Annotated in this window: 12 protein-coding genes; 10 read left to right on the forward strand and 2 right to left on the reverse strand. The window is 70.8% G+C overall.

The window, feature by feature from the left end; translation table 11 throughout:
• Positions 1–69 precede the first annotated feature (69 nt).
• Positions 70–1,485 (forward strand): amidohydrolase family protein, encoded by a 1,416-nt coding sequence (locus ACIQWX_RS21480; protein ID WP_400873572.1) that lies wholly within the window; start codon positions 70–72, stop codon positions 1,483–1,485.
• Between the two features lies 1 nt (position 1,486).
• On the opposite strand, the gene ACIQWX_RS21485 is transcribed toward ACIQWX_RS21480, so the two are convergent.
• Positions 1,487–1,960: a hypothetical protein gene (locus ACIQWX_RS21485; RefSeq protein ID WP_400873576.1), complete on the reverse strand. Its 474-nt coding sequence runs from the start codon at positions 1,958–1,960 to the stop codon at positions 1,487–1,489.
• Positions 1,961–1,998: 38 nt separating this feature from the next.
• Between ACIQWX_RS21485 and ACIQWX_RS21490 the strand changes: the two genes are divergently transcribed.
• From ACIQWX_RS21490 to ACIQWX_RS21510, 5 genes are all read left to right on the forward strand, one after another.
• Positions 1,999–2,490, forward strand: coding sequence for a hypothetical protein (locus tag ACIQWX_RS21490; RefSeq protein WP_400873580.1), 492 nt, complete (start codon positions 1,999–2,001; stop codon positions 2,488–2,490).
• A gap of 63 nt (positions 2,491–2,553) precedes the next feature.
• Positions 2,554–3,255 carry a hypothetical protein gene (locus tag ACIQWX_RS21495; RefSeq protein WP_400873583.1) on the forward strand — a complete coding sequence of 234 codons (702 nt, stop codon included), beginning with the start codon at positions 2,554–2,556 and terminating at the stop codon, positions 3,253–3,255.
• 112 nt (positions 3,256–3,367) lie between these two features.
• Entirely contained in the window at positions 3,368–4,021 is a 654-nt protein-coding gene (locus tag ACIQWX_RS21500) for a DUF4255 domain-containing protein (RefSeq protein ID WP_400873586.1), read from the forward strand.
• Positions 4,018–5,994: an ATP-binding protein gene (locus tag ACIQWX_RS21505; RefSeq protein WP_400873589.1), complete on the forward strand. Its 1,977-nt coding sequence runs from the start codon at positions 4,018–4,020 to the stop codon at positions 5,992–5,994. The genes ACIQWX_RS21500 and ACIQWX_RS21505 overlap by 4 nt, the downstream gene beginning before the upstream one ends.
• A gap of 103 nt (positions 5,995–6,097) precedes the next feature.
• Complete coding sequence (locus ACIQWX_RS21510) at positions 6,098–6,826, forward strand: DUF4157 domain-containing protein (protein ID WP_400873591.1); 729 nt, start codon at positions 6,098–6,100, stop codon at positions 6,824–6,826.
• A gap of 28 nt (positions 6,827–6,854) precedes the next feature.
• Here ACIQWX_RS21510 and ACIQWX_RS21515 read toward each other — a convergent pair whose 3' ends face one another.
• Positions 6,855–10,214 (reverse strand): hypothetical protein, encoded by a 3,360-nt coding sequence (locus tag ACIQWX_RS21515; protein WP_400873594.1) that lies wholly within the window; start codon positions 10,212–10,214, stop codon positions 6,855–6,857.
• Positions 10,215–10,404: 190 nt separating this feature from the next.
• Between ACIQWX_RS21515 and ACIQWX_RS21520 the strand changes: the two genes are divergently transcribed.
• Genes ACIQWX_RS21520 through ACIQWX_RS21535 form a run of 4 tightly spaced genes read left to right on the forward strand, consistent with a single transcriptional unit; the run spans position 10,405 to position 13,041 of the window.
• Positions 10,405–11,958 (forward strand): phage tail sheath family protein, encoded by a 1,554-nt coding sequence (locus tag ACIQWX_RS21520; protein WP_400873597.1) that lies wholly within the window; start codon positions 10,405–10,407, stop codon positions 11,956–11,958.
• A gap of 15 nt (positions 11,959–11,973) precedes the next feature.
• A complete protein-coding gene (locus ACIQWX_RS21525; protein ID WP_400873600.1) occupies positions 11,974–12,417 on the forward strand; it encodes a phage tail protein in 444 nt (147 codons plus the stop codon).
• Positions 12,418–12,421: 4 nt separating this feature from the next.
• Entirely contained in the window at positions 12,422–12,886 is a 465-nt protein-coding gene (locus ACIQWX_RS21530) for a hypothetical protein (RefSeq protein ID WP_400873603.1), read from the forward strand.
• A complete protein-coding gene (locus ACIQWX_RS21535; protein ID WP_086682608.1) occupies positions 12,883–13,041 on the forward strand; it encodes a DUF6760 family protein in 159 nt (52 codons plus the stop codon). Before ACIQWX_RS21530 ends, ACIQWX_RS21535 begins: the two co-directional genes overlap by 4 nt.
• Positions 13,042–13,762 lie beyond the last annotated feature (721 nt).

Consider the following 13,762-nt stretch of genomic DNA (forward strand, 5'->3'; position numbering starts at 1 on the left):
ACTGGGCAAAGGTGACGTCACCCCTTCAGTGTCCGTAGAGCGGACGAGTGTACGCAACCGGAGGCAGCCATGTCCGGATCGATCGTCCTGCGGGGCGGCACCGTGCTGACCCTCGACGACGCCCACCGCGTCCTGCCCGGCGCGGACGTCCTGGTCACCGACGACGTGGTCGCCGCGATCGGCCCCGCCCTGGAAGTCCCCGCGGGCACGGAGGAGATCGACGCGACCGGCGGGATCGTGATGCCGGGGATGATCGACACCCACCGCCACCTGTGGCAGACGGCCATGCGCGGCTACGGCGCGGACTGGACGCTGACCCAGTACTTCGTCTGGTACTACCTCGAATGGGGCAAGGTGTTCCGCCCCGAGGACATCCACGCGGGCAACCTGCTCGGTGCGTGGGAGGCGCTCGAAGCCGGCGTCACGACCACCGTCGACTGGTCGCACGGCCTGCAGACCACCCAGCACGCCGACGCGGCCGCCGACGCGCTCGAAGCCGTCCCCGGCCGGTTCGTGCTGGCCTACGGCAACATCCAGGACGCGCCGGCGACCTGGACGGCCACCCCGGAGTTCCGCGACTTCGTCTCCCGCCGCACCGGCGGCGACCTGGGCTTCCAGCTCGCCTTCGACGTCACCGGCGACCCCGCGTTCCCGGAGAAGCCCGCGTTCGAGGTGGCGCGCGAGCTGGGCGTGCCGGTGACCACGCACGCCGGGGTCTGGGGCGCGACCGGCGACGACGGCATCCGCCTCATGCACGACCACGGGTTCATGACCCCGGAGACGATCTACGTCCACAGCGCGTCGCTGTCGGCCGACTCCTACCACCGGATCGCGGCGACCGGCGGGTCGGCGTCGGTGTCGACCGAAAGCGAACAGAGCGCGGGCCAGGGCTACCCGTCCACCTGGGCGCTGCGGCAGTACGGGATCCCGGTGTCGCTGTCGATGGACACGTCGGTCTGGTGGAGCGGCGACCTGTTCACGGCGATGCGCACGACGCTGGGCGCGGACCGCTCCCGCGAGCACCTCGAAGCGCACGCGAAGGGCGAAACGGTCACGCACGCGGCGCTGCGCGCGGAGCAGGTGGTCGAATGGGCCACCCGCGGCGGCGCGGCCGCACTGGGACGCACGGACATCGGCTCTCTCGAGGTGGGCAAGAAGGCCGACGTGGTGCTGCTGAAGAACGACCACTCACCGGTGTCGTTCCCCCTGCTGAACCCCTACGGCCACGTGGCGTTCCAGGCCCAGCGCGGCGACGTCCACACGGTGCTGGTGAACGGCCGGGTCGTGAAGCGCGACGGCCGCCTGGTCGGCGTGGACCTCCCGGCGCTCCGGCGGGACGTCGAGGCGACGGTCGAGTACCTGCGCGGGCAGCTGGGGGAGGAGGCGTGGCGGCAGGGCATGAACCCGGACATCCCGGAGGCGAAGATCCTCGACAACCCGTACACGTACACCGACTACCAGAGCGACACCACCCACGGCGGCTGAGTCAGTCTTCGCCCAGCTGGAGCAGCGCGGCGAAGTGGGTGGACGTGGTGGCGGCGACCACTCCGTCGAACGTGCAGCGGGTCACCGGCGACCAGCTGGTTTCCCCGCCTGGATCCTGGTTCGACCACCACTCCGCGTCCTCGCCGAGCAGGGCCACCAGCTGTCCGGCGAGCTCCCGCGCGCGGTCGCCGTCCATGATCTCGTAGGTGTAGACCATGCTTCCCGAGGCCAGCTCGGCCATCCGACGCTCGGCCAGTTCGCGTGGGATGGGCTGCAGCGCCGAGGTGACGTCCGCGACGGAGATCGCCTCGTTCCTGGGATCGATCTCGGTTTCCCAGCGCTTCTCACCGGTGGCGCCGAGCGCGTGGACGTGCTCGGCCAGCGCGGTGGCGGTCCGTTCGCCGGAGACGGCGAACACTTCGTTCTGGTTGCTGAGCCCGGCGAGAAGGACGGCGAGCTGTTCGGTGATCCCCACGCCCGGCATTCTGCCGTGGCGGCGGGTACCGTGCCGACGTGGTCCAGGTTTTCATCCAGCCCGCCTACGGCACCGCCGACTCGCGCCGCTACGGGGCCGAGTCGCTCGAGAAGACCGTGGCCTTCCGCGACTACGCTTCGCTGCTCGACCCCGCGGACCTCGCCCGCCTGAATTCCCTGCACCCGAGCGGCCAGGCGCGGTTCTGGGGTGCCAAGGACAAGTACGACCGCCGCATGGACACGGTGACCACGGGCGACGTCGTGCTGTTCACCGGCCGCAAGCACATCCAGGCCACGGCGGAGGTCGGCCACGGCTTCCGCAACCCCGCCTTCGCGCGGCGCCTGTGGAACCCGGATCCGGGGAAGTGCTTGTTCAGCAACGTCTACAGCCTCCGGCGGTACCGGCGGGTCGGGATGCCGTACGAAGAGATCTGGGCGCTGCCCGGCTTCAACCCCGGGGACAACTTCATGGGCCTGCGCTTCCTGGACGAACCGAAGTCGGCGGCCGTGCTGGAGCTGCTCCGAACGTGACAAACGCCGGTCAGTTCCCGGCCACCGGGCCCTGACCGCGGAGATCGCCTCGATGATGACCCCATGGGGCGGTGGATCACCAAGGACGGCAAGCGGATCTACATCCGTGACAAGGGGACGGGCGTCGTAGTCGCCGGGGCGATCGGCCTGGCGGTCGCCGGCGGCGGGGCCGGAGTGCTCGGCGGCGCGGCGGGCGGAGGCGGCGCGGCGTCGGAGGCATTGGCCGGCAACACCGCCGGCGACGTCGTCGACTCCCTCCCGGGGCGGTCCCTGAAGACCCGCCGCGCGGAAGCACGCGAGTCGGCCAAGCGCGGCAAGGCGGACGAGGCCTGGAGCCGGCTGAAGCTCAAAGAACTCAAACGCGTGGCCAGACCCGAGGGCGACTGCCTCGCGGCCGCGACGGACCGGGTCCGCGACTTCCTGGTCAAGACGCCGTGCACCTCGCTGGACCGGATGCTGCTGGCGGTCGGCGACGGTCACGGCAACGCCGCCGTCATCTCGGTGGTGCGGGTCGGCTTCCGCTCGGCGAAGCAGGCCGCCGCGTTCGAGGAGGTCGAGGCGGTCCACGGCAGCGGTGATGTGCGGCCCCTGGAGATCGCGGCCGTTCTCGGCGTCGCCGGCGTGCGGATGACGGGGCTGCACTACCGGTCCCGGCCCGACGGCCGAGCCATGGTCGTCGCCGAAGCCGACACCGCCACCGGGCACCTCGGCGGCGACACCCTCGACGCGCTCGCCGACGTCGCCGCCCACCTGCCGGTCCGGTGAGCCCTGCCCGTACGGGCAGCCCGGCGTACCCGAAGGTCTGCCGCTGCGCGGGTGTCCGCCCGGCCGCGCGGCGCGCATCGTGGGAAGACCGCCAGCCCGAGGAGGTCCGCCGGTGATCCACGAGGTCGACGAGGCGCTGCGGCGGCTGGTGAAGGACGAGGCGCTGCGCGGCAGCGAGGTCGACATCGCCTTCGAGGCCCCCACGAAGGACTGGGCGGCCCGGCGCAACGCCCCCACCGTCAACATCTACCTCTACGACGTGCGCGAGGACATGCGCCGCCGCTCGCGGGGGCTGCTCAGCGAGTACGACCAGCGCGGGCAGATCGCCGCGCGGCACCTGCCGCCCAAGCACGTCAAGCTGTCCTACCTCGTCACCGCGTGGACCCAGCGCCCCGAAGACGAGCACCGCGTGCTGTCGGACCTGCTGCTCGGCCTGCTGCGCCACGAGGCCGTGCCCGCCGAGGTGCTGTCGGGCTCGCTGGCCGAGATGGGGCTGCCGGTGCCGATGACCGTCGCGCTGCCGCCACCGGAGGACCGCGCCTTCGCCGACGTCTGGACCGCGCTCGGCGGCGAGCTCAAGCCTTCGCTGGACGTCGTCGTCTCGGCGCCGATCCACAGTGGACGCGTCTACCCCGCCGGGCCGCCGGCGAAGGAAGGCCTCAAGCTCGACACCGGCGGCGACCGCGTCGGGCACCACGTGTCCGACGGCGCGGTCGACGGCCAGCGCCGCGTCGCCATGGCGCGGGCCCACCGGAAGTCCCGGTGAGCCAGGGGTACCTGTTCGAGCGCGTGGCCCGGCTCGAACAGCGCATCCGCGACGCGGTCGACAGCAGGCGCGCGGCCGACCCGAACCCCGACGACCCGTTCCGCGGCCTCTACCTCTCGCACGAGGCGATCGACGCGCTGCTGGAAAGCCACCGCGAGCCGTTCACGCCGTTCGCCGACTCCCTCCCCGACGGCAGGCTGCGCCCGCTCGCCGACCGGGCGGGCCTCACCGGCGTCGACGTCGAACTGCTGCTGGTCGCGCTGGCCCCCGACCTGGACAGCCGGTTCGAGCAGTTCTACGGCTACCTCAACGACGACGTCACCCGCCGCCGCGCGACCGCCGGGCTGGCGCTGCGCCTGTGCGGGATCCCCGAGGCCTCGGCCACCGGCCGCGCCCGGCTCGACGCGGACTCGCCGTTGGTCACCTGCGGCCTGCTCACCGTGGGCGACGACGACCGGCCGTTCCTCTCGCGCACGCTGCGCGTCCCCGACCGGGTGGTCAACCACCTGCTCGGCGACGACCGCCTCGCCCCCGAGCTCGCCGGCTGCGCGCGCCTGGGCACCGAACTCGTCGAAGTGCCGGGCCGCGACCGGCTCGCCCGCGCGATCCGCGACCGCGTCGAGCTGGTCTACCTCAAGGAGCTGCCCGGGGGCGGCGCCGAAGAGCTCGGCGTCGGCGCGCTGGCCGCGGCCGGGTTCCCGGCGCTGGTGGTGGACGCGGCACGCTGGCAGGCGGAGCTCGAGCTGACCGCGTCGCTGCGGCGGGAGGCGTTGCTGCGCGGCGCCGGGATCGTGCTCGGCCCGGTGGAGGACCCGCGGCTGGAAGACCTGGCCCACCCGGCGATCCCGCTGGTGGTGCACGGCACCGGGGCGTGGGACCCGCGGTGGAGCGCGACGGCGCCGTTGCAGCTCGACGCGTCGCCCCTGCCCGCCGCCCGGCGCGCGGAGCTTTGGCGCAGCCGTCTCGAAGGCAGGCTCGCCCCGGACGTCGACCCGGGGGAGGCGACCGCGCACTTCGTGCTCGGGCCGGGGCAGATCGCCCGCGCCGCGAAGGCGGCGTCGGTGACCGCGCTGGCCGACGGCGGCCTGGTCCGGACGTCCCACTTGCGCTCGGGTGCGCGCAGCCAGAACGCCGCCGGCCTGCAGCGGCTCGCGCGGCGCATCGAACCGGCGGTCGGCTGGTCCGACCTGGTGCTGCCGGCGGGTGTCCTGTCGTTGCTGGACGAGCTGGCCGCGCGGGCCCGCTACCGCGACCAGGTGCTCGACGAGTGGCGGATGCGGCCGGGCGGCGGCCGCGGCCGGGGTGTCACGGGACTGTTCGCGGGTGACTCCGGCACCGGCAAGACGATGTCCGCGGAGGTCGTGGCCGCGTCGCTCGGGCTGGACCTGTACACGGTGAACCTGGCGACGGTGGTGGACAAGTACGTCGGGGAGACGGAGAAGAACCTCGAGCGGATCTTCACCGAGGCGTCCGGGGTCAACGCGGTGCTGCTGTTCGACGAGGCCGACGCGATCTTCGGCAAGCGGTCCGAGGTCCGCGACGCGCACGACCGGTACGCCAACATCGAAAGCGCCTACCTGCTGCAGCGGATGGAGACGTTCGACGGCATCGCGGTGCTGGCGACGAACCTGCGGGCCAACCTCGACGAGGCGTTCACCCGGCGGCTCGACGTGATCGTGGACTTCCCGCTGCCGGACGTCGAGCTGCGCCACCGGTTGTGGGACCGCTGCCTGGGCACCCGGCTGCCGCGCGCGTCGGACCTGGACCTGGAGTTCCTGGCGGGGGCGTTCGAGCTGGCGGGCGGCCACATCCGGTCGGCGGCGGTGACGGGCGCCTACCTGGCGGCCGAGGCGGGCCGCCCGGTGGCGATGAGCGACCTGGTCGGCGCGGTGGCGCGGGAGTACCGCAAGCTGGGCCGGCTGTGCCTCGACCGGGAGTTCGGGCCGTACCTGGCGCTGGTGACGGACGGCTGAACTGCCCGTTCGGGCAGCTTTCCCTGCCCAAGCGGCCGCGCACGCCAATCTGGTGCCGCGGTCGTCGTCACGGCAAGCTGGACGGGCGGCGGAGGGAGCGGACATGCGCGGGCACAGCCACGAGAACGACGTCGAACCGAGCGCCCGGCCTCGGGGAGACCGCATTTCCCCGGAACCGGACATCCTCGGCCGCGCGGCAGCCGCCGGCCGCCCGGACGTCCTGGGCCCGGCGGGCCTGCTGGACCTGCAACGCGCGGTGGGCAACGCGAGCGCTTCGACGCTGGTGGAGGAGGAACGCTCCCCGGTCCACGACGTCGTCTCATCGGGCGGCGGTTCGCCCTTGGACACCTCGACGCGGGAGGACATGGAGTCCCGGTTCGGCCAGGACTTCTCGGACGTCCGGGTCCACACGGACGGGGCGGCCCACGAGTCGGCCAAGTCGGTGAACGCGCAGGCGTACACGGTGGGCTCGAACATCGTGTTCCAGCGCGACAAGTACGACCCGTCGTCAGCCGGCGGCCAGCACATGCTGGCGCACGAGTTGACGCACGTGGTGCAGCAGCGGAGTGGGCCGGTGGAAGGGACGGACGCCGGGGGCGGGGTGAAGGTGTCGGATCCGTCGGACCGCTTCGAGCGCGAGGCGGTGGCGAACGCCGATCGGCTGATGTCCGCGCCGGCTGTTCAGCGTTGTGAGGACGGCTCGGGGCACGATGAGCCGGTGCAGCGGATGACCGTCCAGCGCGAAGAAGCCCCCGAGGCCGAAGAGGGCGCCGAGGAGCAGATGGCGCAGACCTTCGTGCAGCGTGAGGAAGAGGCCGAAGAAGAGGCGTAGTACTCGAGGCCGGCGTCACCCCGGTGCACTAGGTTCCGTCCGGCCCTTTGAACCCCGGTTCGACGATCCAGATCCCGCTGCCGCTTTCGGCCGCACCATTGGACTTGTTGCAAGTTCCGCACATGCCGTACAGGTTGTCGAGCTTGTTGAAGAACGCATTGCGGGCGTCCTGGTCGGACATCCGGCCGGTGCTGTTCCAGTGCTTGATGACACTCGGGTCTTTGTGATCGAGGTTGATGGCTGTCTTCCCGATGCCCGCCACCAGGTGTGGTGAGTTGTAGTCCTTCCCCGGGCAGATGTAGGAGGAGCTCAGCCGGTAGACCGGATCGCTCTGCCACCGCCCGGCGTTCTTGAACTTGAGGCTCATCAAACGGCTGAGTTCGCTCGCCCGCTTCGCATCGGCAGCGCTGTTGAAACCGCCGTAGAACGTCGGCCTGAACTTCCCGCCCTTCCGGAACTCGGAGCGGACTTCGCCGCCCAGGACGTAGGTCGACTCCTTGAGGAGGTCGAGGTCGATCTCCTGGCCGACCGCCTGCAGGGTGGAGGCGATGAGCACGCGCTGATCCCAGATCTCGAGTTCCGCCTTCTGGATCTCTTCCTTGGCGCTGATGGCGAGAGCGTCCTTGAGTTTGCTCTCGTGGGCCACGACCAGGCCCCGCATGGTGGTGAGCTGCCCAGCGACCGCGGGCCTGCTTTTCACAGCCTCATGTCCGAGCGCCCGGTCGATCTTGTCGATCAGCGGGTCCGGGCGGCTTGCCATCATGAGCGCCGGGCGGCCGCTCCTGTTGTCGAGGTAGATCGTGTGGGCGTTGCCCTTCATGCTGATGGGTGTCTTCGCCCTCAGTTTCTTCAAGAACGCGTCCTTGAGACCCTTCACGCCTTCAGCGACAGACGCACCTCCGCGCTTGAGCTTCGACCAGACCTTCTTCCCCGCCTTGACGACCGTCCCCACGACGGAGTCGATCACCTTGCCCACCGGAGCCTGGACCTTCTCCAGAACCGACTTGATCTTCTCCGAAATCCCACCCAGCCCCAGCAAACTCGCCAAGAACCCCAGAACCATCGGCAACGCCTTGGCCAAAGTCCGCTCGATCAACCCGGCCACGGCCCCCGCGCCGCCCTTGGCTATCGACTCCACCGAGTCCAGAACCGAATCCACGAACTCCTTGATCTGCGATGCCTTCTCCACGAAGAACATCACGATGTCGTAGATCGCCTTGCAGGCCTTGATGAACGCCGCCGCCGGGTTGAGCAGCGAGATGATCCACGTGATGCCCGCCTTGACGATCTTCTCGACCACGAATTCCTTGATCTGGCCGAGCACCATCTCCTTGAGGTCGCCGAGCTTCTCGACCACCCACCGCCACAGCCCCGGCACGCCCTCGGTGATCAGGATCTTGACCACTTCGAACGTCTGCTCCAGCTTGGCCAGCACCGGCTCCGGGATGAACCGCAGGATCCGCGCGCGGACGCTCGCCCACGTCAGGCCCAGGAGCGACAGCACCATCTTCAGGATGCCCTTCGCGTCCAGCGACTCCGGGATCTCGATGCCCGCGCTCGCCAGGTTGCCCAGCAGCCACCCCTTCAGGCCTTCCTTGAGGTGCTGGACGATGTTCGTCCCGAAGTTCACCACCCCGGTTTTGACCGCGTTGACCAGGTTGCCCAGGAACTCGATCGGCTTCTTGATGATCAGCTCGACCGCGTTCGCCGCCCGGGACAGCACCCCGAGCAGGAGGTTCTTCAGCGAAAGGATCGTCTCGATCGCGCCGCCGACGGCCTCCTTCGCCTTGCTCCACAGGCCCTTGTTCTCCGCCTGCAGCGCCTTGATCTCCTCGTCGACCGCGGTCCGGGCCTCCGAGTACTTCTGCGCCAGGTCCTCGACCAGTGCCTGCTGCTTCTCGTCGACCGACTTCTCCAGGTCGTCGAACTGCCCGCCGAACTCCTTCGCCGCCTCGCCCGCGATCTTGCGCAACGCCGGCGACTGCGACTCGACCTTCTGCTTGACGCGCGAGCGGCCGTCGGCGATCAGCTGCTTCGCCTCGCTCAGCTTCTGGCCGACGAAGTCCGCGATCTCGCCGATGACGCCCTGCATCTTTACCTCGTAGACCTTCTTGGCCTCGAGGAACAGGTTGTTGGCCTCGGCGGGCAGGTCGGCGAACAGGTCGTACGCCCAGCGCGCCGCGCCGCTGATGCCGTCGTAGCGCTCGTCCTTGTAGCGCTTCATGCGGGCCTGGTGGTCGGCGGTGAACGCGGCCTTGGCCTGTGCCTCGCCCGCCTCGAACTTCTTGGCCACCTGGTCGTCCAGCGCGCCCAGCACGCCCTCGACCTTCGTCTTCGTCTCGTCGAAGATCGCTTTGATCTCGCCGGTGATCCGCGCCCGGTCCTGCTCGTCCTTCGCCTTCGTCGCCGACTTGGCCGCCTGCCCGCGCTGGGCCGACGACGATCGCGCGCCCGTCATGCCCGCCAGCGCCGCCTGCCCGGACGCCTGCGCCGCGCCGGTGACCGCCGCCAGCTGCCCGGCCTCCGACGAGCGGACCGCCGCCGGCGCCGACGCCGTGTGCAGCTCGCCTTCCTGCTTCGCCGCCAGCGCGCCGGTGAACTCCGGCTCGTTGGACTGCGCCAGCTGCTGGTCGGTGACGCCCGCGGCGGCCATCGCCCCGTGCGTCTCGCACTGGTCGGCGCGCAGGTCGGTCTGCTCGGGCGGGGCCTTGTCCGGGGTGGCCTTGCGAGGGTCCGGCGGTGCCAGCGCGGGCGGCGCCGCGGCAGACGGCAGCGGGGTGACCGGCTTCTCCACCGCGCGGCCGGGGTCCGGGGCCTCCTTCGTCCGGTCGGTGACGTCCTTGGCCGAGGCGTCCTTACCGCTGGTGACCTTGCCCAGCACCTCGGTCTTGACCTGGTCGGCCTTGCCGGAGGAGGCGAACTTGTCGGCCTCGTCGAGGTTCTTCGGCGCCTGCTTGGCGATCGCGGCGTTCACCGCGGCGATGAACGCCGCTTTGTCGAACCCCGCGGGTTTCGCCGCCGCCATCTTGTCCGCCTGGGCGGCCTTGGCCTGCGCGTCCTTGTCGTCGGCGGGCGCGACGGCGGCGTCCTGCGCCTGCTTGACCTCCGCGCCGGCTGGCGGGTGCGCCTTCGCCGCCCCGGCCTGCGCACCGACGTCCTTCTTCAGCGACTGGAACTTCGGGTCGGACTCGGGTGTGATCCCGGCGGGTGCGACCGGGGGAGCGGGACAGCCCTGCCGCTGCAGCGCCACCAGCCCCGCCACCGCGGCGTTGCCCGCGGACGCCTGCAGCCGCAGCAATGCCGGCGGCGTCGCCCGGCGCGCGGGTCCGGCCGTCCGCGCGGGCTGCGCGGACGGTTCCCGTGGCGCCTTGTCCCGCCGCGTCGGCATGGACCCACTCTCGGCTCGTGACGGCGGGTTGCCAACGGCCGGACGGGCGGCCCCGGGTGCCCGAACGGGCAGCTGCCTTTAAGGGCAGAGATCGGTTCCCGCGGGCCTATCCGTGCGGTCGTACCGCGGCGGCTGCGCGGGCAGCACGATCGCTGGAGTCAAGACTTGTGCGTCGACAAGGGAGGCACGCATGCCCACCTATCTCACGCCGGGGGTGTACGTCGAGGAGATCGAGGCGGGCGCACGGCCGATCGAGGGCGTGGGCACAGCCGTCGCCGCCTTCGTCGGCTTCGCGGCGGACGGTCCCTTCAACACCCCGACGCTGGTCTCCAACTGGGGCCAGTTCACCCAGACCTTCGGCGACTTCGTCGAAGGCTGCTACCTGGCCCAGTCCGTCTACGGCTACTTCCTCAACGGCGGCACCAACTGCTACATCGTCCGCGTCGGCGGCTCGCGCGCCCAGGACAACGGCTCCACGCCGAAGCAGCTCACCGCGCGCCAGGCCGTCCTCGGCGGCTACCGCTTCGTCGCCAAGGAACTGCCGGAAGGCAAGCAGGCCGGCGAGATCACCGTCGAGGTGGCCGACCCGGCCGGCGACAACCCCGCCGACGACCGGTTCACCGTGCTCGTCAAGCAGGACGGCAAGGTCGTCGAAACCCACAACGTGACGACCAAGCGCACCAAGGAGAACGTCGTCACCGCGGTGCGGGAGAAGTCCAGCTTCATCACCGTCGAAGAGGCGGCGTCCGGTGGCGCGGTCGCCAAGCCCGAGAAGGGCACCGCGACGCTCACCGCGCCGCCGAGGGAACCGCAGGAGCCGCCGGTGCCGCGGCGGGTCGGGGCCGGCGACTACGTCGGCGACGTCGCCGACCGCACCGGGTTCGGCGGCCTCGAAGCGATCGACGAGATCACCATGGTCGCCGCGCCGGACCTGATGGCCGCCTACCAGCGCGAGCTGCTGGACCTCGACACCGTCAAGGCCGTGCAGCTGGCGATGATCGCCCACTGCGAGCTGATGGGCGACCGGATGGCGATCATCGACCCGCCGCCGTCGCTCAACCCGCAGGAGATCCGCTCCTGGCGGATGGACGTCGCCGGCTACGACTCGAAGTACGCCGCGCTGTACTACCCCTGGGTCCAGGTGCTCGACCCCGCCACCGGGACCAACACGTACATCCCGCCGAGCGGCCACATGGCCGGGGTGTGGGCCCGCACCGACGCCACCCGCGGCGTCCACAAGGCACCGGCCAACGAGGTCGTCCGCGGCGCGCTCGCCCTGGAGTCGCACCTGACCAAGGCCGAGCAGGAACTGCTCAACCCGATCGGCGTCAACTGCGTGCGCTCGTTCTCGGGCAAGGGCATCCGGGTGTGGGGCGCGCGGACGCTTTCGAGCGACCCGGCGTGGCGCTACCTCAACGTCCGGCGGCTGTTCAACTACCTCGAGGAGTCGATCCTCGGCGGCACCCAGTGGGTCGTGTTCGAGCCGAACGACGACGCGCTGTGGGCGCGGATCCGGCGCACGATCAGCGCGTTCCTGGTCATGGAGTGGCGCAAGGGCGCGCTGTTCGGGCTCACCCCGGACGAGGCCTTCTTCGTCAAGTGCGACCGCGAGACCAACCCGGCCGAGGGGATCGACCTCGGCCAGGTGATCTGCGAAGTGGGCATCGCCCCGGTGAAACCGGCGGAGTTCGTGATCTTCCGGCTGGCCCAGATGTCCGGCGGCACCAGCCTGGTCAACGAGTAGTGAAGGGACTCCACCATGCCACTTCCCGACCTTGACAAGGCCGTCGGCCATTCGTTCGGCCTCGAGATCGACGGTGTCCAGATCAAGCAGATCTCCGAGGTCTCCGGCCTCAAGATGGAGCAGGACGTCATCGAGCTGAAGCAGAACACCGTCGACGGCAAGTACGTCATCAAGAAGCTGCCCGGCCGCCCCAAGGCCGGCGAGGTCACCCTGACCCGCGGCCTGACCGACGACAACAGCTTCGAGAAGTGGGTCAAGGACGCCCACTTCGGCAAGATGACGACGGCCCGCAAGGGCGGCGCCATCATCGTCTACGACTACGAGGGCAAGGCGCTCAAGCGCTACAAGCTCACCAACGCCTGGCCGAAGAGCCTGGAGATCGGCTCGCTGAAGGCCGGCGACACGAGCGTGCTCACCGAGAAGCTCGTCGTCACCTACGAGCAGATGGAAGTCGAGTGAGCCGATGCGCAGGGTGATGGCGTCGGCGCCGACGGCGGCGTCGGGGTCGGCCTCGGCCGACGAAGCCCTCGTGGAGGAGCCGCGGGCGGAACGGCCGAAGCTGCGGACGGAGTTCGCGTTCGAGCTCCCGCGCGGGTACGTCGACGACGAGGGCAAGGTCCACCACTCCGGGGTGATGCGCCTGGCCACCGCGCGGGACGAGCTGGTGCCGCTGCGCGACGACCGGGTGCGCGAGAACTCGGCGTTCCTCACGGTGGTGCTGCTGGCCCGGGTCGTCACCCGGATCGGCGACGTCACCGACGTGCACGCCGGGGTCATCGAGAACCTGTTCGCCTCGGACCTGGCGTTCCTGCAGGACATGTACCGCCGGATCAACAGCGAGGGCCACACCCGGGCGGGCGTGGCGTGTCCCGAGTGCGGCCACGGCTTCGTGGTCGACGTCGCCGGTGGCCGCCTGGGGGAATCGTGACGTACGCGGCCGGCCGGCTGCACGAGGAAGTCGCGTACGTCGCCTACCACCTGCACTGGTCGCTCGACGACATCCTCGACCTCGAACACCCCGACCGGTTGACCTACGTCGCCGAGATCGCCCGGATCAACACCCGGATGAGCCAGGGACGGTGACGCTGTGATGTGGTGGAACAGGAAGGAGACGCGTCCGCCGGCCCCTCCCGCCGCGTTGCCGGTGACCCGCGCGGAGTGGCGTGGGGTGCCGCCGATCCAGCGCGTCCTCGCCGAGCACCCGCTGGTCAACCCGGTCCAGCGGTTCAGCGGAACGCTGACGTCCTGGCAGAGCCCGGCGTACCTCGAGCCGCTCGGCCACCGGGTCGGAGCGGAGGAGCCCGCCGGCGTCATCGGCGACCTCGTCCAGCCTCGGCCGCTCGAGACGCCGGTGCCCGCCATGCCGGTGGTGCAGCGGGCGCCGGCTCGCAAGCGAAGTGGGCTGTCGCGGCTGTGGGAGACCTCGGTGCAGCGTGAGGTCGTTCCGGAGACGGCGTCCGAACCGGTTTTCGCCCCGGAACCCGTGCCGGAGCCACCGATGCCTTCGGTGGTGCTCCCGGCGGTACCGGCGGCCGAGGTCGTGCGGCCGCTGACGTCGGCCCAGACGGTCGTCCCGCCGGTGCGGACGGTCCAGGCGATCACGGAACAGTCCCCTGTGGACGTTCCGGCGGCACCGGCACCCGCTCCATCACCGGAGCTGCCGGTGGTTCAGCGGGTCGAGCAGGCAGCGCCACGACGGCTCGGTCTCGGCGCGCCGATCGCGCAGGGCGCGGAGCTCCCGGTGCCGCCGCACGAGTTGACGATTTCGCGGGTACCGGACGTGCCGCCGGCGCGGCCGTCGCCG

The organism is Amycolatopsis sp. NPDC098790, assembly GCF_044759945.1.
GTDB lineage: Bacteria > Actinomycetota > Actinomycetes > Mycobacteriales > Pseudonocardiaceae > Amycolatopsis.